This window comes from Bacillus sp. LLTC93, from assembly GCF_002993125.1.
Lineage (GTDB): Bacteria > Bacillota > Bacilli > Bacillales > Bacillaceae > Bacillus > Bacillus zhangzhouensis.
The window spans coordinates 157,448-183,015 of the sequence record NZ_PVME01000004.1 but is presented as its reverse complement, the minus strand read 5'-3'; the positions used below and the strand labels follow the sequence as shown (position 1 = coordinate 183,015).

24 protein-coding genes are annotated in these 25,568 nt (G+C 42.3%); 4 read left to right on the top strand and 20 right to left on the bottom strand.

All coding sequences use genetic code 11. From position 1 onward, the window contains the following. Window positions 1–47: 47 nt before the first annotated feature. The 3 genes from pruA to C6W18_RS14710 form a co-directional block, all read right to left on the bottom strand. Window positions 48–1,595, bottom strand: a complete 1,548-nt coding sequence (gene pruA, locus C6W18_RS14720) for an L-glutamate gamma-semialdehyde dehydrogenase (protein WP_105928031.1) — start codon at window positions 1,593–1,595, stop codon at window positions 48–50. Between the two features lie 23 nt (window positions 1,596–1,618). Continuing rightward, window positions 1,619–2,536 carry a proline dehydrogenase family protein gene (locus tag C6W18_RS14715; protein WP_105928030.1) on the bottom strand — a complete coding sequence of 306 codons (918 nt, stop codon included), beginning with the start codon at window positions 2,534–2,536 and terminating at the stop codon, window positions 1,619–1,621. A 161-nt stretch (window positions 2,537–2,697) separates the two neighbouring features. Beyond that, window positions 2,698–3,468: a nucleotidyltransferase domain-containing protein gene (locus C6W18_RS14710; RefSeq protein WP_105928121.1), complete on the bottom strand. Its 771-nt coding sequence runs from the start codon at window positions 3,466–3,468 to the stop codon at window positions 2,698–2,700. 92 nt (window positions 3,469–3,560) lie between these two features. Between C6W18_RS14710 and C6W18_RS14705 the strand changes: the two genes are divergently transcribed. Then, a complete protein-coding gene (locus C6W18_RS14705; RefSeq protein WP_044140457.1) occupies window positions 3,561–3,875 on the top strand; it encodes a hypothetical protein in 315 nt (104 codons plus the stop codon). Between the two features lie 35 nt (window positions 3,876–3,910). On the opposite strand, the gene C6W18_RS14700 is transcribed toward C6W18_RS14705, so the two are convergent. Next, window positions 3,911–4,867: an acetylxylan esterase gene (locus C6W18_RS14700; RefSeq protein ID WP_105928029.1), complete on the bottom strand. Its 957-nt coding sequence runs from the start codon at window positions 4,865–4,867 to the stop codon at window positions 3,911–3,913. 246 nt (window positions 4,868–5,113) lie between these two features. Between C6W18_RS14700 and C6W18_RS14695 the strand changes: the two genes are divergently transcribed. Then, entirely contained in the window at window positions 5,114–5,899 is a 786-nt protein-coding gene (locus C6W18_RS14695) for a carbon-nitrogen family hydrolase (RefSeq protein ID WP_105928028.1), read from the top strand. Between the two features lie 192 nt (window positions 5,900–6,091). Here the strand turns inward: C6W18_RS14695 and C6W18_RS14690 are convergent, their stop codons facing one another. The 6 genes from C6W18_RS14690 to C6W18_RS14665 all read right to left on the bottom strand — a co-directional run bounded on the left by C6W18_RS14690 (window position 6,092) and on the right by C6W18_RS14665 (window position 11,644). Beyond that, a complete protein-coding gene (locus C6W18_RS14690; RefSeq protein WP_034320688.1) occupies window positions 6,092–7,468 on the bottom strand; it encodes an MFS transporter in 1,377 nt (458 codons plus the stop codon). Between the two features lie 122 nt (window positions 7,469–7,590). After that, on the bottom strand, window positions 7,591–8,601 hold the full coding sequence (locus tag C6W18_RS14685) for a LacI family DNA-binding transcriptional regulator (protein WP_034320685.1): 1,011 nt from the start codon (window positions 8,599–8,601) through the stop codon (window positions 7,591–7,593). A gap of 92 nt (window positions 8,602–8,693) precedes the next feature. Beyond that, on the bottom strand, window positions 8,694–9,641 hold the full coding sequence (locus C6W18_RS14680; RefSeq protein WP_105928027.1) for a dihydrodipicolinate synthase family protein: 948 nt from the start codon (window positions 9,639–9,641) through the stop codon (window positions 8,694–8,696). 293 nt (window positions 9,642–9,934) lie between these two features. Continuing rightward, a complete protein-coding gene (locus tag C6W18_RS20110; RefSeq protein ID WP_223251721.1) occupies window positions 9,935–10,111 on the bottom strand; it encodes a hypothetical protein in 177 nt (58 codons plus the stop codon). A gap of 116 nt (window positions 10,112–10,227) precedes the next feature. Then, window positions 10,228–10,785, bottom strand: coding sequence for a shikimate kinase (locus tag C6W18_RS14670; RefSeq protein WP_105928025.1), 558 nt, complete (start codon window positions 10,783–10,785; stop codon window positions 10,228–10,230). Between the two features lie 85 nt (window positions 10,786–10,870). Beyond that, entirely contained in the window at window positions 10,871–11,644 is a 774-nt protein-coding gene (locus C6W18_RS14665) for an IclR family transcriptional regulator (protein ID WP_105928024.1), read from the bottom strand. A 147-nt stretch (window positions 11,645–11,791) separates the two neighbouring features. On the opposite strand from C6W18_RS14665, the gene C6W18_RS14660 reads away from it, so the two are divergent. Next, window positions 11,792–13,150 (top strand): hypothetical protein, encoded by a 1,359-nt coding sequence (locus C6W18_RS14660; RefSeq protein ID WP_223251720.1) that lies wholly within the window; start codon window positions 11,792–11,794, stop codon window positions 13,148–13,150. Between the two features lie 212 nt (window positions 13,151–13,362). Here the strand turns inward: C6W18_RS14660 and C6W18_RS14655 are convergent, their stop codons facing one another. The 9 genes from C6W18_RS14655 to C6W18_RS14615 all read right to left on the bottom strand — a co-directional run bounded on the left by C6W18_RS14655 (window position 13,363) and on the right by C6W18_RS14615 (window position 23,264). Then, window positions 13,363–14,676, bottom strand: coding sequence for an MFS transporter (locus C6W18_RS14655; protein WP_105928023.1), 1,314 nt, complete (start codon window positions 14,674–14,676; stop codon window positions 13,363–13,365). 46 nt (window positions 14,677–14,722) lie between these two features. Then, window positions 14,723–15,925 (bottom strand): CaiB/BaiF CoA transferase family protein, encoded by a 1,203-nt coding sequence (locus tag C6W18_RS14650; RefSeq protein ID WP_105928022.1) that lies wholly within the window; start codon window positions 15,923–15,925, stop codon window positions 14,723–14,725. A gap of 130 nt (window positions 15,926–16,055) precedes the next feature. Beyond that, window positions 16,056–16,436, bottom strand: coding sequence for a cupin domain-containing protein (locus C6W18_RS14645; RefSeq protein WP_034320665.1), 381 nt, complete (start codon window positions 16,434–16,436; stop codon window positions 16,056–16,058). Window positions 16,437–16,455: 19 nt separating this feature from the next. Continuing rightward, a complete protein-coding gene (locus C6W18_RS14640; RefSeq protein WP_034320662.1) occupies window positions 16,456–18,216 on the bottom strand; it encodes a thiamine pyrophosphate-binding protein in 1,761 nt (586 codons plus the stop codon). Window positions 18,217–18,254: 38 nt separating this feature from the next. Continuing rightward, window positions 18,255–19,028, bottom strand: a complete 774-nt coding sequence (gene aroD, locus C6W18_RS14635; RefSeq protein WP_105928021.1) for a type I 3-dehydroquinate dehydratase — start codon at window positions 19,026–19,028, stop codon at window positions 18,255–18,257. 13 nt (window positions 19,029–19,041) lie between these two features. Continuing rightward, window positions 19,042–20,475: an aldehyde dehydrogenase family protein gene (locus tag C6W18_RS14630; RefSeq protein ID WP_105928020.1), complete on the bottom strand. Its 1,434-nt coding sequence runs from the start codon at window positions 20,473–20,475 to the stop codon at window positions 19,042–19,044. Next, complete coding sequence (locus C6W18_RS14625) at window positions 20,472–21,329, bottom strand: citryl-CoA lyase (RefSeq protein WP_105928019.1); 858 nt, start codon at window positions 21,327–21,329, stop codon at window positions 20,472–20,474. The genes C6W18_RS14630 and C6W18_RS14625 overlap by 4 nt, the downstream gene beginning before the upstream one ends. A gap of 318 nt (window positions 21,330–21,647) precedes the next feature. Beyond that, a complete protein-coding gene (gene nadE, locus C6W18_RS14620) occupies window positions 21,648–22,469 on the bottom strand; it encodes an ammonia-dependent NAD(+) synthetase (RefSeq protein WP_105928018.1) in 822 nt (273 codons plus the stop codon). A gap of 198 nt (window positions 22,470–22,667) precedes the next feature. After that, window positions 22,668–23,264, bottom strand: a complete 597-nt coding sequence (locus C6W18_RS14615) for a DUF1989 domain-containing protein (RefSeq protein ID WP_034320650.1) — start codon at window positions 23,262–23,264, stop codon at window positions 22,668–22,670. A 112-nt stretch (window positions 23,265–23,376) separates the two neighbouring features. On the opposite strand from C6W18_RS14615, the gene C6W18_RS14610 reads away from it, so the two are divergent. Next, the gene (locus C6W18_RS14610) at window positions 23,377–24,693 is read left to right on the top strand and encodes an amino acid permease (protein ID WP_189318101.1); all 1,317 of its coding nucleotides are present in this window, start codon (window positions 23,377–23,379) and stop codon (window positions 24,691–24,693) included. On the opposite strand, the gene C6W18_RS14605 is transcribed toward C6W18_RS14610, so the two are convergent. Then, on the bottom strand, window positions 24,688–25,446 hold the full coding sequence (locus tag C6W18_RS14605) for a YqcI/YcgG family protein (protein ID WP_105928017.1): 759 nt from the start codon (window positions 25,444–25,446) through the stop codon (window positions 24,688–24,690). The two genes, C6W18_RS14610 and C6W18_RS14605, sit on opposite strands and share 6 nt — an antisense overlap. Between the last annotated feature and the right edge of the window lie 122 nt (window positions 25,447–25,568).

Genomic DNA, 25,568 nt, shown 5'->3' with positions numbered 1-25,568 from the left:
GGCAAAAAAAGCATGAACCTGCCTGCACAGGTTCATGCTTTTCCATATTAAAACATTTCACTAATCGTTTTTGCCTGCATATGCAGTGCTAGGTAATCTGGACCGCCTGCTTTTGAATCTGTCCCTGACATTTTGAAGCCGCCGAATGGGTGGTATCCTACGATGGCTCCTGTACAGTTACGATTAAAGTAGAGGTTCCCCACGTGGAACTCCTGCTTCGCACGGTTGATGTGATCACGATTATTGGTAATGACAGCACCTGTTAATCCGTATTCTGTGTTATTGGCTACTTCAAGTGCCTCATCAAAGCTAGAGACTTTCGAGAAGGCCAAGACTGGTCCAAAGATTTCTTCTTGCATCAAGCGGGACGTTGGCTCAAGATCTGCAAAAATGGTTGGGTGGATGAAGTATCCTTCCGAATCATCGCTCGTTCCGCCAGTAACTAGGCGTCCTTCCTGCTTGCCAACCTCGATATAGTCCGTAATCTTGTCAAAGGAAGCCTGATCAATGACAGGTCCCATGTAGACATCAGCAGATAGAGGATTGGCTGTTGTTTTCGTTTCTGTGATTTCCTTCACTCGCTCGATCACTTGATCATACAGCTTCTTGTGGACGACAGCGCGAGATCCAGCCGAACATTTCTGTCCTGAAAAACCGAAGGCTGATGTAAAAATGGCGTTAGCTGCTAGTTCAACATCTGCATCCTCATCTACAACAACTGTATCCTTACCGCCCATTTCAGCAATGACACGTTTTAAATGCTGCTGTCCTGGCTGTACTTTTGCCGCACGTTCAAAGATACGTGTCCCTACCTCTCTTGAACCAGTGAATGTAATGAGGCTTGTTTTCGGATGATCCACTAAGTAATCTCCCACCTCTGCACCGCTGCCTGGTACAAAGTTGACAACACCTTTTGGCAGACCTGCTTGCTCAAGCTCCTCCACAAAACGAGCTGCAATGACAGGCGTCGCACTTGCTGGCTTTAAGACAACAGTATTTCCTGTGACGATCGGAGCTACTGTTGTTCCTGCCATGATCGCAAACAAGAAATTCCACGGCGGAATAACGAGCGTCACGCCAGTTGGTGTGTACACGTATTGATTGCGTTCTCCTTCGCGGCTGTTTACTGGCTTTCCTTTCGCCAGCTCCAGCATTTGACGGGCGTAATACTCTAGGAAGTCGATCGCTTCCGCTGTATCTGCATCTGCTTCATTCCAAGGCTTACCTGCTTCTTTTACAAGAAGGGCTGAATACTCATGCTTTTTACGGCGAATGCTTGCCGCAGCACGGAATAATACGCCGGCTCTTTCTTCTGGAGACGTGTAGCGCCATGTTTCGAATGCTTTCGCCGCAGCTTGAACTGCTTGTTCTGCCTCTTCCTTTCCAGCCTTTGATACGGTTCCAACGACTTCATCCTTTTTCGCTGGATTGATTGAAACAATCTGGTCTTTCGTTTCGATTCTTTCTCCATTAATCACAAGCGGATAGGTTTGACCAAGAGATTCTGTTACTTTGGCTAATGCTTGTTCAAACGCTTTGCGGTTTTCTTCCTGGCTAAAATCCGTGAATGGTTCATGCTTGTAAGGTGTTGTCATTTTTGTCACGCTCCCGTTTCAAATTATTTTCTCGTCATCCCTTTTAAAGCAAAGGCAATGTTTGCCGGCCGTTCTGCAAGACGTCTCATGTAGTAGCCATACCACTCTCGTCCATACGGGGTATAGACCCTCATTTGATAGCCTTCTTTCACAAGCGCCTGCTGCGTTTCTGATCTCATGCCATACAGCATTTGAAATTCGAATTGACTTGTCTGTATGTTGTGTTTTTTCACAATATGTTTCGTGAACTCGATCATTTGATCGTCGTGTGTCGCAATGGCTGTATAGTTCCCTGTGAGTAATTGCTTTTCGATCAGCTTCTGATAATTCTGATCGACGTCTTTTTTGTTTGGATACGCCACATCGGCGGATTCCTTATAGGCACCCTTTACAAGTCTTAAAAATGGTTGTAACTCATTTAGGTCATCAAGATCCTTTTCTGTTCTGTACAAATACGCCTGCAAGACCGTACTGACATACTCATATTGAGATTTCATCTCTTTAAATATGTCCAGCGTTTTTTGACAGCGCTGTTCATCCTCCATATCGATTGTTACCATGATACGGTGTTTCTCTGCCGTATCTAAAATGCTTTTCATATTGCGATACACAAGGTCATCGTCAATATCCAAGCCAAGTGATGTCATTTTGAGTGACACGTGGGAATTGAGCTTGGCCTCTGCAATCCGCTGAATGGTTTGAATACACTCAGTCGTCCGCTCATTTGCAATCTCTGCCTTTGTGACAAACTCACCAAGGTGATCAACTGTCACGGCCATTCCTTGTTCATTTAATCGTTTGATGACAGGGATGGCACTCTCAAAATCCTTCCCTCCGATGATTTTCTTAGATGCAACAGCACTTCCCCAATTACGAGCAATATGGTTCAAGAGACTGCTCTTTGACAAAAACAAGAAGAAATTTCTTGTGACCGACTCCATAAAGGGCACCTCCCACTCTTTGTAAGCTATGTCTTTATTGTAAGGCTCATGAGCTGTCCGCTACAATATTTGAAGATGACAAAAATTCTGACTTTTTTTGTGGTTTTATCACAATAAGAGATCAAAAAGAGCCAGCCGCTAATCGGCTGGCTCTTGATCACTTACGCCCATACCTCATCAAGGGTAGACTGCAGTAGCTCATTTAATTCTTCAGTTAGATTGTCTTTCGGCTGATTGTAGCTTTTCACCAATTCATGAAAGTGAGCCAGCCCTTTGTCGATAAATGGATGGACATGCGCAAGACGGTTCTCTACATCCATCTCTACCCCGTCCATTTTGCGTTTGAGCAGCTCATGAATTTCAGTTAAAAGCGGTCCATCCTCCACAAGCTCTTTCAACAATTCATGAAAATCCATCGGCGGAACCGTCCGGTAGCGTTCAATCCACTGACAGGCAAGCAGCGGACGAAGTACATAAAAATACTTCTTGATTCGGACTTGCTCTCCTCGTAAATATTGACTCTCATTCCGCTTCGCCATATTGAGATAGTGATACATCAAAGCTGCAGGATAAAAGGCTTGATCCTTTAAGTCTCTTAGCTGCTTTGCCAACGAGAAGAATTCAGCATAGATGATGTCAGAAGACAGCCATTCCATGATGGACGGATTCGATTTATTGAATAAACGAAGTGCCTTTCTAAGCTCCCAGCCGCTTATATCAAGCATGTCATCAATCGGCCGTTCAATGACATCACGATGCTCTTCCATCGCCCAATACCATTCTTTTCGAGGAACATATAAAAAACGAACATCATAATCACTATCAGTCGAGGGGAATCCCCATGCCCGGCTGCCTGATTCGACCGCGAGGCAAATCTTTACGTCATATGTTTCTTCAATGATTTTCAGCTCTTCCTTGATTCTCTCTCTCATCATCCATCAACTCTTTCTATAGAATTCTGCATGACTTCTTCATGTTTAGGGAAAATACGAATAAGACATATAAGAAAAAGGAGTTGGATCTCATGTCTATATCTCGCATCATGAAATGGATCACCGGGATTTTTGAAGCCTGTCTGGCTATCCCTGTAATTGGAGGATTATTTGTTATCAGCAATGGTTATTCACCGCTCATGGTCATGCTTATTCTGCATATTATCACACTCGTCTTATCGAGGCGAGACCAAGGACCAATGATTGGAAGTATCATCGGAATTGTCACATCATGCCTCGCCTGGATTCCGATACTCGGATTCATCCTTCATATCATCACAGCTCTTGCCCTCATTATCACGGCGTTAGTGCCTGATGAAAAAACGAGACAGAATACGAGTTATTAAAAAAGAGGCCCTCCTAGAGCGGCCTCTTTTTTCTTTTATTTGAGCAAATGCTTTTGTAAGAAGGCGAGCTTCTCTGTTTGAAAAGCCGGGATATATTCGTGCCCAAAATAGCGATACACCTTCAAGTCTTTATCTGTTTCTAAATGGTTGTATGCCGCAAACACAGTAGATGGCGGGGTTATTTTGTCAATCAGACCGATCGCCATCAATGTTGGCTGTTTCACCCATCCAGCTAAATTGATTAAATCAAAATAGCTTAATGTCTCAAATGCCTTTTCCTCCGCTTCCGGATCACTATTTCTCCGAAAGTACGAATTGATTTCTAAATAAGGCTGCTCCAATGCCACATCCACTGCACGCTCGAAGTTTGATAAGTAAGGATAATCTGCTGCTACGACCTTCGGAATGTCTGAAAGAGCTGCAGCGGCTACCGCTAATGCACCTCCCTGACTTCCTCCAATCACGCCGATTCGGTGTTCATCTACTTCGGGGAAGGATTGAACCACTTCGAGTGCACGAACGGCATCTAAATAAACGCCGCGATAATAGTAAGTCTCCTTGGATAAAATGCCTTTTGTCATCCATCCCAAAGCGTGACCGCCTGGTGTCACTGCCTGATCTTCACTGCCGCCTTGACCGCGGACGAGCATACCAAATGTTGCATAGCCATGCAGCGCCCAGTTGACGATGTCGTGAATGCCGCCATCATAGCTGGCATTATAGCCATGAAAACGAACGAGCGCTGGATGCGGACCTGATTGATCTGGTACGGCGTACCATCCTTCAATTCGAGAATGTCCAAAGCTTTGATACGTCAGGCGGTACACCTTGACCCCTTTCACTGGATAGTCATAAGGTTCAAGCGCTGAATCTGCCTCCACTTGACGCAGTTCTTCGAGCGATGCCTTCCAAAAGTCTGAGAAATCAGGACGTGCTGTTTTCTTTGGTTTATATTCTTTTAGCTCTTCTAGTGATAAATCGAACAATTGCATAACCTACTATTCCCCTTTGTTTTATTAGTTATATGTATCATAACACTCATTTCTCGATTGAGAAAGTCATTTAACAAAACCTTCTGACATTTCTATTGGCAAAGATGATGGAAACCTTTATGATAAAGAAACTGGCCATGAAGACTAGATGTTCTCAGGCAGAATCATTCTATACATATATTCATGAAGATGATCGATCGTTCATGAATTTTCACATGACATATAGCGAAAAAAGGAGGAACCCCTATGAAAATCGCCCTTATCCAAATGGATGTACAAATTGGAGAACCTAAAGTGAACTTTCAAAAAGCAGAAGCGTTTTTAGAAAAAGCGGTCCGCGAGCAGCCTGACCTGATCATTTTACCCGAAATGTGGAATACCGGATATGCGCTAGAACAGGCAGATCAGCTTGCCGATGTAAACGGAGAACGTACAAAACAGCTCTTCTCTTCCTTTGCCCGCAAACACCAAGTGTATCTCATCGCAGGAAGTATATTGAATAAGCGTACAGAAAATAAAGACACCACTAACACAATGTATGTGTTTAACCGTCAAGGTGAGCTTGTATTAGATTATAATAAAATTCATTTATTCCGCTTAATGGATGAGCACAACTATTTAACCGCTGGTGATCAGCTTGGTTTATTTGACTATGGTGAAGATGTGAAGATCGGCGCAATGATCTGCTATGATCTCCGCTTCCCGCAGCTTTCCAGAACACTTGTGAACAAAGGTGCGAAAGTGCTCGTCAATACCGCCCAATGGCCGTCAGCAAGAGTGGACCATTGGCGCAGCCTGCTCATCGCAAGAGCGATCGAAAACCAATCATTTATGATTGCTGTCAACAGGACGGGCACAAGCAGGGACACTGAATTCCCTGGACATTCCATGGTGATTGACCCACTCGGCCGTATCCTGCTTGAAACAAGCCATGACGAAGACATTTATTATGCAGAAATTGAGCTTGAGCTAGTGGATGAAGTGAGACAACAAATTCCTGTCATGACAGATCAGCGTCTGGACTTATATTAAAAAACGAAATCTTCGTGTTTAATTAAACGTTTGTTTAACCCTTTTCTATATAGAAAAAAGTCTACCATTGACGGTAGACTTTTTATTTGAGTATAAATCTCAGCCGTGTCCACAATATAATTAGTCCTTTATGAAGGGCATATATTTCACGACACACTTCAATCAAGCCTCGGCTTTTATCACATGCATGAATTACGGTGCAATGTCCTCTAATACTTTCTCTCGCGTTTCTATCATTTTAAAAGCAAGGATCGCCCCAATCACGGTAACACTTGCAAAGAGAATGAAAATGGTTGAAACACCACTCACCTCTAAAATAAAACCAATCATAATTGGAGCTATCGCTGAAGCTAATCTTAGCCAAGCTGTTGCAAATGCTGTTCCAATAACCCTCATACGTGTTGGATAAATTTCAGGTGTATATAAATATAGAAGAACTGTAATTGTCCCCATCATACCGTACGCAGCAGAGCCTAAAAAAATAACACTTTCTGGGGAACTTGCTCCGTTAATCCATAAAGCAGTTAATAAAGCACCTGTTATCATAAAAGCAATGGTTGCCCAACGCTTTCGTCCCACCTTATCGATTAAAAATGCACATGCAAATACCCCAATTGTTTGTAAAATGTTTGTTATCGATGCAGCTCTAAGCGAGTCCTCAACTGGCAAATGATACACTGTATTATAAAGACTCGGCAACCAGTTATTTAAACCATTTGACACAAAGTAGGCAGAAAACCATAATCCCCATACGATCAATGTTCGCCTACGGTAAAAAGTTGAAAATAGTTCTTTCCAGTCACCTTTTGCATTACTACTAGATACTTTCATCTGAACAGGCACTCGTTTATCGGTACTTGCTTCAATTTCTTCAATAATTCTTTCTGCGTCATCTAACCTACCTTTTGATATAAGCCAACGTGGGGATTCACGCAGCATGAAAAAAAATACAAAAACGATTAATCCTCCAATGCCTCCAATTAAAAACATCCATTTCCACCCAAAGCTAGGCACGATAAATGCGCCAATTTGAGCTGAGATCATTAATCCTAATGGAAAAATCATCTCATAAAGCATAAAGAATCTACCTCTTCCTTGCGCCCGAGACAACTCATTGATATATGATGCTGCCACGGGTACTTCTCCTCCTACCCCAATCCCTTGTATAAAACGAAAAATAAAAAGAGCCATAAAATTCCCAGAAAAAACGCAGGCGATACTCATGATTGACATGAGGAATACCGTCCACTTTGCACTAAATACTCGACCATACTTTTCAGCTAACCACCCAAAGAAAATGGCACCAATCGCTTGTCCTATATAACCAGCTCCAATAAGAAGACCAATTTGAGCAGGTGATAGATTCCATAGTCCGATCAGAACCGGGAGAACAAACGCTAAAGACAGGGCATCAAAAGCATCAAAAAAAGTGGCAGATCCCATAATGATACGAGGCTTTAAATGCCATCGAGAAAAAGGAACACTCTCCATCCTAGTCAATAATTGTGACGCTCTATCACCAGCTTCTCTATCTTGAGATACGATATTTTCATTGAATTCTGATGTCATTTTATCTCCTCCTTAATATAGAGGAAATGATGCAAAAGTACATACTGAAGCACGCCTCCAAGAAAACGCTTACATTAAATTGTAAAGTAAACTTTAGAGGTGATCATTTGAGTTTTCAGCATTTATCTTTTCATTTTTGGCGTACCTGTAGTGCCTCGATCTACATAGTGCATAGGAAAGATGTATTCCTTCTTCTCTAACTCCTTCTCTTCCAACAACTGTGTCAGTATAGATACTGCTTTTCTCCCCATCCCAATTAAATCTACATGAACAGAAGATAAAGAAGGAGTAAGAAAACTTGAAATAGGCACATCATCGGCACCAACGACAGACAAATCATGAGGTATCGACACATTTGCGTTATCTGCAGCTTTCATGACCCCCATCGCCAAAAAATCCGAAGAGCAAACAACTCCAGTCATGTGTTGGTTTCCTTTTAAGAATTCAGAAACCACTTCTACTACTTTTCCCCCATCAAATTCATCCAACTCAAATACAAGTTCCTTAGAAAATGGTATTCCTAAATATTTAAGTGTGCTTTCATATCCTTTGTAATACCTAACACTATGCATCGAACTCATTGGACCATTGACAAGCCCAATGGTTCGATGGCCTTTATTAAATAAGGCTGTCACTGATTGACGTACCCCTTCTTCATCATCTGGTCTCACACATGGGAATGGAGAATCCTCCAGGTAACTTCCGACTACAATAATAGGAATTGCTAAACTTTTTAGCCAATCCATGCTTAATTCTTCATTTCTCGGTGAAAATAGAATAGCTCCATCAACAGCCTGCGTTTCAAGCAACCGCTGTTGTTGTACAGACGTAAATGACATCAACAAATTGAATTCCGTTTGATCTATTTCTTTCGCTATACCATCTAAAATCGTTGAAAAAAACGGATTATTCAAAATATATGAACCACGAGGAACCACTACAGCGATATTCCCAGTTTTGCGTTTGACGAGTCCTCTCGCTCCTAAATTAGGACGATAGCCTAATTCATCGATAACTTGCCTTATTCTTTCAGCCGTTTTTGCACCTACTCCAGGTTTACCACTCAACACTCGAGAAACAGAGGCTATGGATACACCTGCTTTTAACGCTACATCTTTAATACTTACTGCCACATTTCATACCTCCGGGAGTCTGTTGTTTTATTCTTTATTATAACCTGACTCACCTTCATCATGAAATCAATGGATTCACTCTTTACTTGTTTTTATTTAATAATATTTTCCTTGAGCAAACCCACTCTTTGTAAGCCTTGGCGAATCTCATCTTTCTCCTCATTAGTGAGAGGTAATACTGGCTTTCTAGCTAGTGAACTACTTATCAAGCCTCGCTGGAACATAGCTTCTTTCATCCGCAAATGAGACGTAGATGAAGGTTCATCCATTTTATATACAGCATGCTTTAGTTCAAATATTCTATCGTATACTTTATTAGCGGCTACTAGATCTTGTTCTTTTACACATTTGACAAGTTCAGCAATTAAATCAGGCACAAAACAACCAAAACCAACGAGCGCTCCATCAATACCTTGAATTAACGTAGGCAATAAATATTCATCGTGGCACGTAAGCAATGATACATCGGGCGCATGCTTTTTCAATGCCCGAACGTCCACTTCGTACTGAGCCATATCTCTTTGACCGATTTTAAATGATACGACATTTGGAATTTCTGACATTTCTAGTAATTGACTGGTTGTATAAGAGGTTTTTGTCCATGTTGGATATTGATGTACGATGATTGAAATACCAATCGCTTCTGCAACGTCTCTAAAGAATTGAACAGGTGACTCAGGTTGCATACCGAATCTAAGCCATGAATGTGGCGGCATGAGAAGTATACCTTCTCCTCCAGCCTCTTCAACAGCTTTTGCATGTTGAATCGCTTCAATTGTCCCTTCAGCAGAAACACCAGAGATGACAGGAATTTCCCCTTTTAATTCGTCAGCTGCGATACGCACAGCCTCAGCTCGTTCATGAGGAAGTAATGTCATAATTTCTCCAGTATGTCCATTTACAACAATCCCATTAATGCCTTCGTGTCCTGCTACCCAACGGACAAGCTCACGAAATGCAGGTTCATCAATTGAATAATCTTCTTTAAAAGGGATCAATACAGCCGGGAATACACCACTCCATTTTTCTTTCTGTTTCATAAACAAATTCCTCCTCGCCTAATTTAAGTAAACGTTTACGGTAAGCGTTTACGTTAATAATCATAGAATGTTATTGTTGAAGATGTCAACAATATTTTTTATAAAATTAAAATAATTCAAAAAACTATTAGTGGAATTTAGATACTATTTTATTTTTCTAAAAAAAGAAATTAGGCATATATTTCGTTTATCACATCAACAAAAAAACCTCATCATCATTAGCTGGTTGGAATATGATCACTGCTTTTTTCAAAAGGTTATCTTCCGAATAATGGATAAAAACATTTTTATTGTTAAAACATAATCATATCTACAGAAAAAAGCCCCTTCATTTCTGAAAAGGCAACTTTTCTCTTCTTTTTCTCATCTGTCATCAAACATGGAAGAATCAAAATGCGTTTTTCAATCTCTTCTGCCTCGTGATCTAAAACGGGTTTTCTTTCTAAGTCATCATCAATTTCATTGTACATCATGCCAAATTCTATTTTATCGGTTTCCTGAGATAGTCATCAAGGAGTGATTAAACGTTTGTTTAACACCACTCATGATCTAATAGAAAAAAAGTCTACCCTAAACGGTAGACTTTTTATTTCGAGTATAAATCCCAGCCAAGCTTGAGTGTGTCCACAATATAATTGGCAACTTCCTCAGCCTCTAGATGATCTGTTTCGACTCTTGAGTTATGAAGGGCATAAATTTCCCGGCGTTCTTCAAACAGCTCTTTCATTTCATCAATCGTTCGGTTATGGAGAACAGGGCGGTTTTCGATTAAAATATCAAGCCGCTGTTTCCAATTTTCCCAAGACAGATCGAGGAACAGAACCGTACAATGCTTCAAGCAGGCGCGTTTGATTTCTTCCTGTTTGAACGCACCGCCTCCAAGAGACACGATCTTCAGCTGTGTATGTTCACATAAATCGACGATATAATCCTTTTCAGCCTGCCTGAAGAAATCTTCTCCTTTTTGCTGAAACATTTCTGGAATCGTCATGTTGTACTTTTTCTCAATCTCCTGATCCACATCAATAAAATCTCTATATAACTTTTTGGCGACGAGCTGCCCAATGGTTGTTTTACCAACGCCCATAAAGCCAATAAGGACAATATTTCGCTGTCTCACAGGAATCTCTCTATTGTTTTTCATGTTCGTGACACGTCCTCCTTACGACAAGGAATGCTACATAATGTTTCTATTATATGATAAATGGGCTGCGAAAAGATAGGCATTCTTAAAAATTGTGTTTGACGACGTAACCGAGCTGTTCGGAGAGCTTTTGTGCGTGCTCCTTCACTTTTTGCTGCAACTGAGGAATGACTTCTTCAGTAAATCTATGAGTTGGACCAGATATGGATAAACATGCCTGTACCTCGCCATGAATGTTAAAGATCGGCGCTGCCACTGCCGCAGATCCGACTTCCCGTTCATCAATACTGCAAGCAGTATACGTCTTAAGAATATGTGCACATTCCTTTTGCCAGTCATCTTTCTTCACGTTTTCAGCCTCAGACATGAATACTTTTTGTTGAAATTCTTCGTTTTGGAAGGCAAGTAAAACCTTTCCCCCAGCCCCTGCATATAATGGCAGCTTCTCACCGATCTTGACAAGATGTCGAATAGATTGAAGTCCTTCAGCTTGTTCAATACAAACCCGGCTTGTATGATCTAGCACATACAGATTGACGGTTTCCTTTGTTTCATCACGAAGGTTGTACATAAGCGGCTTTGCCAGTTCCCTCAATTTGATGGATTTCCCAGCAATGTAACCGAGCAGATAAAGCCTTTGACCGAGTCGATATTTGAGTGTATCTTGATTCTTCTCCACAAAATGATTCATTTCAAGTGCCTTGAGCAGTCTCGTCGTGGTGGACATTGCTAAATTCATTTCCTTTGAAATGTCCGTTAGCGTCAACTCTTGCCGTTCTTCGCTAAAACAATAAAGAATATCCAAAGCCCGCTGAACGGTACGCAGACCCGATTCTTCTTTTGACTTTTTATCAGCCATGTTCACTTTCTCCTTTTCCCTTTGATTTCTTATCGACATGAACAGCCAACTTTGCTATAATCCATTTTAAATGTTCCATTAGAAGAAAACAAATTCCATTAGACGGAATCAAAATAATCAATGTTGTTTGTCGGAGGAGATGTTCTGATGTACGTGATGATTTATACGCTTCTGATTAGTTTTTACATCGTCAATCAACTATTTCCTGCTCCCATTCTCTCCTATTTTGTTGGTTTACTAGCTGTCGCTTCGCTTACCATCTCTCTCAAGAAGGCCAATGGGCTTTATTTGAAAACAGGCGTTGTTTTTCTCTCAGTTGGTTTGATGTTATTCTTTTTGTCTGGTCAGCCTTTGCACACTTTTTTTCTCCATTTTCATTCCATGCTTGGCTTACTAGCTCTGTTTTTCATGCTGCCTTTTATTCATTCTCTCATACATGTTGGACACTTTGATACACAATTAAATAAGCTGCTCACCTTACATACTACTAATACAAAACAGCTTTATCGAAAGAGCTCATTTGTGACGCATGTCCTTGGAATGTTTTTAAATATCGCCACCATTCCCTTACTATATACATCTTTAAAACCTTCACTGGACTCCCTTAAAGAACATGACAGACAGCGGCTCTATACGCGCAATCTCTTAAGGTCCTATGCGCTTTGCCTAAGCTGGAGCCCTGTTGAAGTGCTGGTGAGTGTGACCATTGATGCAACCAAGCTGAAATATTATCAAATTGCACCTGTTACCTTTTGTTTAATGCTGATTGTATTGATGACGGATTGGATCCTATTTTCTCGCCAGAGCAAGCGATTACCAGATATCATCGAGTTAGAGAATACAAGCACCAATCCGAAGAGAATTAAGCGAAAAACTCTTCAGCTTGCTTTTATGCTACTGAGTTTTATCACAGTTGTCTCGCTAGTTGATGTATGGGTTGGGAAAGGTTATTTATTCGCCGTTGTGTTAGCGATTATTCCATTTGCTCTACTATTCTCGTCTACCATTAAAAAACGAAAACAATATGTCGCTGTGTCGGTTCCTCATTGGAAGGAGCGCACGAGTCAACTCTCCAATTATATGTGTCTATTTTTAAGTGCCGGTTTCTTTGTCGATATGCTGCTCGTTACTAACAGTCTAAAGCCTGTTCAAACATTTATTGTCAGTATATCAGACCATGCGATATGGGTTTATTGTGTCATTGGCTTGTATTTTCTGATCACTGCTCTTTGCGGCTTCCATCCACTTGTCTCGCTTGCTCTGTTAGTGAGCATGTTGACGCCTGTCATTCATGAGCTGCCTGCACTTCCAATAGCGATCATGCTCATTACAGCTGGAACATCGACTGTCATGTTTAGTCCATTTAATGTTTCCGTCTCACTATTAGCAGATTTGATGAAGGTCAATCCTTACCGTATCACTCGCTGGAATATTTGGTTTGCTGGCTTTTACATCAGTATGGGAATCATATGTGCAACGGTTATCACCGTCATCTTTTATTCATAATAAAAAGAGCTCATCATCTTGGGATGAGCTCCCAGATTGTTGACAAAGGGCTAAAATGATCTTTATTTTAGCCCTTTGTCTTCTTTTTTTAAGCGTGATATGAAAACCCTTGACGTCTAGGTAGGGCGAGTACCGGAGAGCAGACCTGACAACGAATGTGAGGATTTGTCTATACGCTGAGAGCTCATCACTAAGATGAGCTCTCTTTCACTCTATGGTTTTAATTGGATGCGTTCAATTTTACCTACGATGAATATGTAGGATAACGCCCCACCTAATGCGACAAGGCTGACAAATAAAATACCTCCGTTATACGAGCCTGTCACGGATACGATCACACCGATGATCAGCGGTGTGATGATCCCAGATAAATTAGCAAAAAAGTTAAACACGCCGCCAGCAAGGCCTACCATCTCTTTCGGCGCTACCTCAGACAGCATGGTCCATGAGATATTTGACAGCCCTTGTGCGAAGGAAGCAATGGACAAAATGGTCAGTACAAGCGGAATACTTGTCGTGAAATTCGCCAACACGATGGTACTTGTCAGGAGCAAACCAACAACGACAGGCAGCTTCCTTGCCACATTGACAGACACACCCTTTTTGAGCAGCCAATCGGACACATAACCGCCAATCAGCACTCCAAAGAATGCCGCAATGTATGGAAGAGAAGCTGCAAAACCTACCTTTAGAAACGCCATATTTTTCGCCTCAGCTAAATAAGTAGGAAACCATGTTAAAAAGAAAAAGAGTGTGGACGCCACAGAAAATTGACCAATATAGAGCCCAATCAATTTGCGATATTTTAAAAGGGCGGCAAAGTCTGCCCATTTCAATTTCTCCTGCGAGGCCACTGTCAGCCCTTCCCCTTGACGAATCAACTCTAGCTCATCTTCATTGACTTTCGGATGTTCTTTCGGTTCGTGATAAAACTTATACCAAAAAAAAGCAAATATAATACCGAGCGCACCTGCAGTGATAAATACAGTTCTCCAATCGAAAGTGGTCATGATCCAAAAAAGAAGAGGAGTTGCAAAAGCTAGGCCAACATATTCTCCAGCAGTGTAAACGCCTGTAGCAAAAGCCCGCTCTCTTCTAGGGAACCACGTTGTCACAATGCGGTTGTTGGCAGGGAATGCTGGAGATTCTGTAATTCCAATAAACAAACGGCAGCCGAATAAAAAAGCAAAGCTGTTTGCGAACGCCTGTAAACCAGTGAAAATAGACCAAGTAATGAGTGAAATACCATACGTAACCTTTGATCCGAATTTATCAAGAATAAATCCGCCTGGTATTTGCATGGCTGTATACGTCCAGCTAAACGCCGAAAAAATCAGGCCTAATAATGCAGGATTTAATTGCAGGGAAGATTGAATAGCTGGTGCAACAATTGACACACTGGCTCTATCAATATAATTAATGGCAGTAATAAAAAACAACAGAATCAATATACCAAAACGGGCTTTCGTTGGTTTCATATAAGTGGGCTGCAGTTCATTCCCCTTCAGTTCTGAATGCACTTTCATAACCATCCTCCTTTGTTTCCGCACCGTGCGGGTCGGTTGAGCGTCCTTAAATAACCCCTTTGTCTTCTAACTGCTTGCACTCTTCTTCTGTCAGTCCGAGCATGTTCGTTAAAATCTCATAATTATGTTCACCTAAATCAGGCGCAATATGGCGGATACTCCCTGGTGTTTTTTCAAACTTCGGAATGATGCCAGGGACTTTCACTTTTCCAAGACGAGGATGATGAACCTCGACGATATTCTCTCGTGCTTTGAATTGCGGGTGTTCAAAGATATCCCGAATGCTGAGGATTGGACTCACAGGTACGCCGTGAGTATCTAAAATGTCCAATACTTCATCCCTTGATTTGGATGCAATCCACTGAGAGACGATGGCATCCATTTCGTCGTTATGCTTCAGCCTAGCTGCATTCACCGAGAATTTTTCGTTTTCTAGTAAATCTAATCGATTCATTGCCTCTGCCAATCGATTAAAGGTCGAATCTGTACTCGTCACAAGGACGAGATAATGTCCATCCTTTGTTTCGTAAGTGCCAGCAGGACTCGAATGACCGCTTAGCCCCGGTGAACGCTCGCGTACCTTACCAAGCTTGTCATATTCTGCAACCAAAAACTCCAGCATACGAAACACAGATTCATAGAGTGCTAGATCCACCATTTGCCCCGTACCTTCTGGATGTGTGTCCCGATAATACATGGCTGTCACAGCAGCAAACGCCACATAGATGCCCGCAATATAATCTGTCAGTGAAAAGGACGGACTGACTGGATGACGATCTGGAAACCCTTGAAGATACGTAAAGCCACTAAACGCCGTCGCAGGGGTTCCAAACCCCGCCTTGTCCTTAAACGGACCTGTCTGCCCATAGCCAGATACACGAATCATAATTAAGCGAGGGTTGATTTCCTTTAATACATCGTAGCCAACGTCCCATTTCTCAAGTGTTCCTGGACGAAAATTCTCAATAATTAAATCGACCTGTCCTGCAAGCTTTTTAAAAATGTCTTTCGCTTCTTCTTTGTGAAGATCAAGTGTGAGGGATTTTTTGTTCCTTGAGAGCCCTGACCATCTTAGCGGTTCACCATCCGCAAAAGGACCAACATGCCGCAGCGTATCCCCTTTACCAGGAATTTCGACTTTGATGACTTCCGCACCAAAATCCCCTAGAAGAACTGCGCCATAGGGTGCAGCTATCATCGTAGAGACATCTAATATTTTTATTCCTTCAAGCGGCGTATTCTTATTCATTACAAGACTTCCTTTCATTCATGTGATAAAGGGCTAAAATGATTCCCGTTTTAGCCCTTTGTCTTCTTTCATTGGGACCTCAAACTCCCTGAATTGAGCTTTTTTGCCCAAGGTATACAGGGGGTGATTCTTAATCCTTTGGCAGCTGTCCTTGTGGTGTATACAGCCAAATGAGCCATAAAGGTTCATCCCCTGTATTCACATGCTGATGCGAGACACCATCTGGAATAAACATAAAGTCATTTTGTTTAAAGGACTGTCTTTCTCCATCACAAATGACCTCGCCAGATCCCCTAATCACATAATCAAACTCCTCTGAACCTGGGTGATTGTGAACAGAGCTTGCTTCCCCCGGCTCAAAAATGGTGAGACCTGCCATCATATGTTCCGATCCAACCGTATCTGGTGTAATGGTTTGAAATACTTTTCGAACCATTTGCTCTTCAGGATGATCTAAACCTAACCATAATGGATGCCCATCTTTAAACGGATTCAATACTTTAATTTTCATTGATAATTCCTCCTATTTTTTAATTCACACTGACATGTGAGCGTTTTGTATTTGGTGAATAAATATCATTAATATTCCAGTGACCATCGGTAGGCACAGGATCATTTTTCATTGCCACATCTATCACACACGGCTCTTGAGATGAGATCGCTTCGGCTAATGCCTCTTTGAATTCAGCAGCTCGGGTGATTTTTATCCCTTTCATTCCATAACCTCTAGCAATGGCGGCGAAGTCAGGAGAATAGCTCTCACCATCTTTTCTAAAAACCGTGCCATACGTCGTCTCATAATGTGCCATTTGTAAGCCGGCAATCGTCCCAAACGCACTGTTATTCATCACAATCCACACGACAGGAATGTTTTCTTCCACGGCTGTTGCCAGAACAGATGGGTTTTGACCAAACCCGCCATCTCCAACAAGTGACACAACGACACGATCAGGCTGTGCAACCTTTGCTCCAAGTGCTGCGGGTGCTCCGAATCCCATCGTCGCAAACCCACCTGGTGTTAATATTGTACCTGGTGTATACACAGGGAATTGCTGTCCTACTCCATTTTTATTCCAGCCAACATCGGTTGTAATAAAAGCATCTGCAGGCAATACTTCACGTACTTCCTGCAAAATACGCTGCGGCTTCATCGGGAAGGATTCATCTTGAATATTCGTCAAATTGCTCTCGCGAAATTCCTCACGATATGCAGCAATGTCTTTTTTCAATTCAGGTCGATCCAAACCTTCTGGCAGTCTTTCTCTCGCCACACGGTTCAGCACGGTTAACGCCTGCTTTAGATCAGCTACAGCTCCAATTTCTACTGGATAGTTCCGTCCAATTTCATTCGGGTCAATGTCGATATGGATCAGCTTGGTTGTTGAGAAGTTAAATGTATATTCCGATTCCCAAGAACTTGCATCCGCTTCAGCAAAACGTGTTCCTAAGGCGACAATGTAGTCCGCCTCTTTACACTGATCGTTGATGAACTTTGTGCCCCAAAATCCGGTCATTCCAAGGGTCATTGAGTGATCATCCGGCATCGCTCCTTTCCCCATTAAGGAATGGGCAACGGGGATACTGAGATGCTCAGAGAATGCCTTTAATTCCTCTGCGGCATCGGCTAGTAAAATGCCTCCTCCTACATATAAAAGTGGTTTTTCAGCCTGCAGTAATCGGTCCATGATACGATTTGCCGTATGATCATCAATAGATGGTTTCTCTATTGTGTGTGTATGATGTTCAATCTGTTTAAATAGAGATACATCTAAATCCTTTGAAAACACATCCATCGGAACTGAAATGAGTACTGGTCCAGGACGACCGCTTTCGGCTAACTGAAATGCTTTTGACAAAATCTCTGGGAATAACTCTGGAATGTCGACACGCCATGCTCTTTTCACAAACGGTCGATAAATTTCATATTGAGAAGCATCGGAATGAAGATTAATTTCTTGGTGTGGGTGCTTTCCGTAGTAATGACTTGGGACATCTCCTGCAATAACAACCATTGGAATGGAATCAAGTGCTGCATTCGCCACTCCTGTTGCCGCATTCGTAAGTCCCGGTCCTAAATGACTGAGAACAACAGATGTCTGTTTCTTCGCTCTTGCATATCCATCTGCCGCGTGTGCAGCAATCTGTTCATGTCTCACATTCACAAATTTGATACTGCTTTTTTCAAGCGCTGATAGAAAAGCAATATTCGTATGACCACAGAGGCCAAAAATATGCTCGACTCCCCGGCTTTCTAAATACTGAATGACCTGTGATGATATATTCTTTTTCATATTTCTCTCCTCTCTTGGTGCCGCTATGACTCTACTACTCACTCATTCTTTGAAAACACAACAGATAAAACGGTATTCAACTCTTGTATTGCGACTTGACCAGGGGCTGAGCTTTCCTTCCCCACTGCAAAGGTCATCACTGACCCAAAAAGTCCTCCAATCATTCTTGTAAAAGTTCCATACTCTCCCATTGCCATTGAGATGAGAGGCACCTTCAATTGATTTTTGGCATTATTGGTTGCAAAGAGCAGCTTTAATGCATCCTCATATGAATGCGGCATCACAGCTATCTTCGCAATGTCAGCGCCAACCGATTCCGCATTAGCGAATATTTGCTCGAGACGAGTGATTTCAGGCGTACTGTCAAAATCATGATAAGAGACAATCAAGGTCACTCCATTCTTTTTGGCCGCTTGACTGACTTTCTGCATATATGTCACATCATGCATCAATTCATAATCAATGGCCTCCACAAGCTGAGTGGCACATATCGTTTCAAGCAGCGTTACCTTTTCTTCCGTTGAAAGCGATATTGCTTCGCCACCTTCCTTTTCAGAACGAATGGTGAACAAAATTGGAATTCCCTGTGCCTTGTCTTTCAGCCAATGAAGGGTCTCTATTACTTGTTCCTTATCATGGAGGTTCGTAAAAAAGTCCGCCCGCCACTCAATCACATCTGGTCTCTTCTCGGCTAACACCTCTAGTTCATGAAGCAGTTCTTCCTTTGTTTGCCCTATTAATGGAGTACAAACCATCGGCCGACCACCTGCCTGCACGACTTTCAGCTTGTGCTGAAATGCATTTCCATCCATACCTGCTTCCCCCTTATATACCTTCTGGAAGGACGACCATTTTGGTTTCCGTCATCTCTTCAATGGCGAAACGTGGACCTTCCCTTCCAATACCACTTCGCTTAATACCGCCATATGGCCAGTGATCCAATCTGAAATTCGATGTCCCATTGATGATCACGCCCCCAGTTTCAAGCTCTTTCGCTGCGTGTAACGCCACATCCAACTGGCTCGTAAAGATTCCGGCTTGCAAACCGTAGCGACTATCATTTGCTTCTTTGATCGCTTCATTTAAATCTTCATAAGGAAGGATGCTGACAACTGGACCAAATACTTCCTCACACACGACTTTGGCCTGTTTCGGTGGGTTTAGCAAAATGGTTGGTCTAACGCTTGCTCCATTTCTTTGTCCTCCAGAAATGATGCTAGCGCCCATTTTCTCTGCTTCTTGTATCCAAACTTCTACACGTTTTGCTGCCTGTTCATCAACCATACAGCCGATATCACTTTCACTGGACAGTGGATCTCCAACGATAAGCTGATCCACTTTTGCTTTTAGTGTCTCAGTAAATGTTTCCAGGATTTCCTTGTGGACATAAATTCGTTGAACGGAAATACAACTTTGACCAGAATTACTGAAACCCGTTTTTGCGCAAAGGGATGCAGCTTTTTCAATATCCGCATCATGATGGACAATAGTAGCTCCATTTCCACCAAGCTCTAGTAGTACCTTTTTCAATCCAGCGGAATTAGTAATATGTTCCCCGCCGACTGCGCCTCCGGTAAAAGAAACAAGATTTGTTCTTTCATCCGTCACTAATTGTCTTCCGGCATCTACTCCACCGATAATGAGCTGCACGCTTTTTTCAGGGAATCCCGCTTCAAGCAGCAGTTTGACAAATGCTGTGGCAACCGCTGATGTTTGCGGAGCCGGTTTTAAAATAATGGCATTCCCTGCTGCAAAAGCAGGACCAATTTTGTGACAAATGAGATTGAGTGGTGCATTAAAAGGGGTAATGGCTAACACCACACCAACTGGCACTTTAAATGTCATCGCCATTGCTCCTTGTCCGCGAGATGATACATGACCAGGAATGGTCTCCCCTATTAATCGATTGGCTTCTTCGGCTGATTGCACTAACGTTTCAATAGATCGCGAGACTTCATCTCGTGTGTTTTTAAGCGGCTTTCCTAATTCTAAAGAAATGAGTTTTGCAAAATATTCTTTTTGATCTTCTAGCAATGTAGCTGCTTTTTTCAAAAGAGTCGAACGCTCTAACGCTGACATACCCACTAGTTGTTTTTTGATTTGCTGTGCAACAGTCAGTGCGTGTTCTATATCTTCTGTTGACGCTAAATAAGATGTGCCGATTGTCTCTCTAGAGTAAGGATTGATGATGTCCTCTTTTTCACGGTTTGCTTCAAGCCAATCTCCATCCACATATGACAACGCTTTCAATTCACTCAAATTGTCTCACCCTCCTTCAAATGACGCGTTCCATGCCCAACGTAACGAACCAGTTTTTCTTCATTTGGACAAGGTCCTTTTACAAGGGCTCCCTTTGTTAGCTCCTCGTATGCGTGCGCCACAATGCCCATTCCTCTTGATAAGGAAAAGATGCCTTTTGCTGCTTCAGCCGGGATGTTTAATTCACATTGAATCGCAGCTGATACGCCATCTATGTTCATCGTTATTTTTTTCCCTTTTCGGTTTTCAAGTTCGTGCCTGATTGCCTCCGCTAACCGCAAGTAAATCCCACTAATATGACCGTGCTCGACATATGACTGACTCAATTCATATAAACGTCTCACCCGCGGATCATCATCATGCAGCTGATGGCCGATACCTGGTATCTTGGCTTTACGGGCTAACCAATCCTGACACACTTGCTTTGCCGCATATTTTACATCTTTGTTTTCATCGTAGATTGATTTTGCCTCGTACAGCATACGCATTGCCTTTTCGCCGGCACCGCCGTGAATATCACCTAATAGATTCATCCCTGTCGCTACAGAAGAATTAAATGAAATGCCACAAGTAACGGCCATTCTTGCTGCAGCAATAGATGGTGCTCTTGGTCCATGGTCTGCACCTGCGACAAGAACACTCTCAAAAAGGGCAGCTTTGGAATCATCTAGCAATTCTCCGACAAGCAATAAATAAAGCATCTGTGGATATGACAATTCGCCAATGAGCTCTTCAATTGGATACCCTCGTAGCTCAATTGAGTTTTTCTGAATATCACTAATCTCTGTCTCCCACCAAGCGCCCCCTTCTTTGTATATTTCCAGTGCACTGCGATTTTTCATTGTGTGACTCATTCCTTTAGCTTATTTTTGGAGATGAAGCTCCTCTTATTCCGTCTAGTGGAATCTAATTTCACTTTTTGGAATGTGATTTCATTGTAAGCGCATTCGTTTTTGCCGTCAATCTTTTTTCTGAAAATACAGTCATTTGGTGATAAATTAAGTGAATCGAACTAATCATTTCACTGTCTTATCCAAAAATCCACCCTTTATTTAGTAAAACAGACGTAAGTATATCGTTCTACTAATTTAATGAAACATGTTCTGCTTATTCTGTCAAATTTACTGAAACTAAAAAACCTCTCCGTCACAGGAGAGGTTTCAGACATTTTCTTATTTCCACCAGTCATCAAACATTGAAGCTGGTACTTGGCGTTTATGTTCTGATTGAACATAGCGTTTTTCAATTGCTTCAGCAGCGTAATCTGAAACTGGTTTTCCTTCTAAGTAATCATCAATTTCATTGTACGTAATACCGAGTTCTGTTTCATCCGTTTGCTGAGGCTTGTCATCCAGCAGATCGGCTGTTGGTTTCTTTAAGTACAAGCGTTCTGGCGCTTGAAGAGCTTCTAACAGCGTCCGTCCTTGGCGTTTCGTCAGACCTGTGAGCGGCAGAACATCTGCACCACCATCTCCATACTTCGTGAAGAAACCAGTCACTGCTTCAGCCGCATGATCTGTACCGAGGACAAGTAACCCTTCCTCTCCACCGATGGCATACTGTGCGATCATTCTCATGCGTGCTTTGACATTCCCTTTATTAAAGTCAGACAGCGGCTTGTTTGTTTCCTTTTGATACTGATCACTGAATGCAGTCACCGCAGGCGCAATATCATATTTCCACGACTTGTCCGGCTGTATAAATGATAGAGCCAGCTGAGCATCGTCTTCATCCTGCTGCACGCCATGCGGGAGACGAACCGCAATAAAGACAGCATCTTCTTTTCCTTCTTGACGCAGCTCAGATGCAGCCAGCTGAGCGAGACGACCAGCAAGCGTTGAATCCTGTCCGCCGCTAATGCCGAGGACGAAGCCTTTTGCGCCGGTTTTTTTCAAGTAATCCTTTAAAAATCCAACCCGTTTTTCGATCTCCTGCTTTGGGTCAATTGAGGGCTGCACATGCAACTCTTGGCTGATCTTTTTCTGCAAACTCATACACTTTTCCTCCTAAGCATCCTCTACATGAAGAGAACAGGTTTTACTCTCAATTTAATTGGTTTGACAACGATTTTAGAGTCTTCATTATAGCATGTTTTCATGAAGGATATTTTATTAGACGTTCCCCTTTTTCATAAATGATCAAACATTCACAAACGAAAGAGACCAAGGTCTTTTTTGACTGGCCTTTCATTTTCAATCAATTTCTACCCGTATGGATGTACAGCTTGCACCATTGCACTTTCCTATATCTGCTGGACATGCGGACACTGCCACAATGAGATCCATTTCTGCTCGGAGTCGAATGTAATCACCGGAGAGTGATTTTGGCAGTTCTACAGACAGCTTTCCTTTTTCATCAATGACTGTATTCATAAAGACATTAAAAGGATAGTACATATCTTCTTTCGGAATACCAAATGGCTCAAAGGCTGTACGAAGATTATCGTAGCATGTATGCATGACCTCTAAGTGTGTCCGGCCATATAAGAGCTGATACATTTCTTGCCGGCACGCAGGCATGTATAAATCATGGCATTCTACTGTATCTTCAATGACCGTAAACATCGGTTTATATAAATTAGAATAGAGCTTATCGCCTTTTTTCACTTTGGAAGAGAACAGGCTGTCCATTGTAGCGCCTTGATCAAATTTTTCATAAAAATCCTTTTCATGATAAGCCATCACATCTGCTACTTGCTGACCTTCGACATCGACTACTCGCATACATTGGCCTTTTCCTAAACGAAAGCCGTGTCCATCCTTTGGTAAAATCACATATTCTGCGTTCATCACATGCACTCCTTTCCATGACAGTATGCCCAAAACGTCCCTTTGATCATGTATAAAAAAAAGAGGCGGTCACAAGCTAATGTCATTGAAATAGAAAGGTGTTGCACTTGCATTGAAAGAAGAACAATCTTTATCTTGGTGGCAGCTTTCTCTCATCGGAGTCGGCTGTACAATTGGCACTGGGTTCTTCCTTGGTTCCAGCATCGCCATTACAAAGTCCGGTTATTCCGTCTGCATTTCTTTTTTGCTTGCTGCAGTCGGCACATATCTCGTCTTTAAACATTTGGCTGCGATGACAGCCGAAAATCCTGATAAAGGGTCGTTTTGTTCTTATGCTCGTAAAGCATATGGACGCTGGGCAGGTTTTAGCAATGGCTGGGTGTATTGGTTTGCAGAAATGCTGATTACAGGGAGTCAGCTGACGGCGATTTCTCTTTTTACCCGTCACTGGTTTCCATCCGTTCCGCTTTGGGTGTTTTCGGCGATTTATTCCGCTCTCGCCCTGCTCGTGATTATCATTGGGCTTTCTTCTTTTCAAAAGACTGAAAATGTCCTTGCGGTGCTGAAGACCGGAGCGATTCTGCTGTTTATGATCCTTGCCGTCCTTGTTTTATGCGGTATTCTCACAGATCATAAACCGGCCCTCCATCTGCCTAACAAAGATCACGAATGGATGCCGCTTGGTCCGCTTGGTCTCTGGAATGGATTGATTTATGCGTTTTATGCATTTGGGGGAATTGAAGTCATGGGTCTGATGGCGGTTCATTTAAAGGACCCGAAGGATGCTGCAAAGTCTGGACGAGTCATGCTGATCATTCTAGCGGTCATTTATATCGTCTCAATCGGACTTGCTCTCTTGCTTGTCCCAGTGACAGCCTTTAACGAGAACAGCAGTCCATTTATTACATCTTTAGAACCGTTCCATTTGTCGATCTTTCTTCATATCTTTAATGGCATTTTCATTATTGCCGGTTTTTCTACATTGGTTGCCTCTCTCTATGCGGTCACGACGCTACTTGGCACGATGTCGGAGCATCAAGATGCACCTGCTTGTTTTAAACAAAAAGACCCAGCTCATGTCAGATGGTCTTCGATTATCTTAACTGCTGCTGGATTAATTGTCTCGATTTTGCTTGCACTCTTTTTGTCCAAACACATCTATGAGCATCTCACAACAGCAGCCGGTCTTACCCTTCTGTACACATGGGTGTTCATCCTGTTCTCAAGTAAAAAGCTATCAAAGCCATCCACTCGCCAAACGTGCGAAATGATTCTTGCGCTGCTCTTAATTGGAGCCGCCGTTTCAGGCACATTGACAGAGGCAAGCGGACGACCAGGTTTTTTTATCAGTATTGGGATCATTGCAGTGATTGCCATCATGGTGCTATTTATGAAGAAAAAATGGAAACAGGATCAGACCGCATCATAATTTCATCATGTTTTTTAAAGCAGTAAATGGACATTTGGCGGAGTCGGGTTTCTCCGCCTCATCATCTGAGAGGAAATATTGCTTCCACTCTAAATTTTTCTGATCCCCGTACCATTTTAACGCAGGGTGTACGTCTACTTGATCATACGCCTTGAGCCGCTTACGAACAAGTTTGCTCATTTTTTGTCCAAATGTGGTCGAACCATTCATCTTCTCAAACACCCACCTTGGCTGAAACGCCATCATGACATAAGGGAAGTGACGGCTTTTTCTGAGCTTGTGAGCAGGTGTCGCGCATAAAATAAAATAAGGCTCCCCATGAAAGCAAAACTCCCATTCATGATGTTCAGGATCTGCCGGAATGTCATCAGGCCATTTCATTTCATCTTTTTGATGTAATCGTTGAACGAGCGACCAAAACTGATCCTCAAACTCTTCAATCGAACTTTCTTGCAAGTCCTGAGGCGTTTCAAAAAAGCAGATGAATGAAGCATATTGACCGGTTTGTCTTGAACAGCTTTGATAAGCCCTTAACAGCTCTGCAAGCTCATTGACTGCTTCTTCTCCCCTCGGGTCACCGACAAAACCATAACGTAAATGATCAAGGAAAAATCCTTGTCTTCCTGGTACACAAGGGAATGTATCTGCCTCATCTCCGACCATCTCTCCAAATTGTGTGAAAGCGTCCTGCTTCCATTCTTCTAGTGATCGTAGATTTTGATCAAGGCAACTTTTTGCATACAGCTGGGCCATTTCCTTCCACCTCGTTTTAAGCTTCTTTTTCATAGCCTATGAGGAAGAAGAACTCTGGTGACTGTCCTTCAACGACTTTCCTTGCGCATACACAAGGTGTATTTTTTAAATCACTTGAGCAA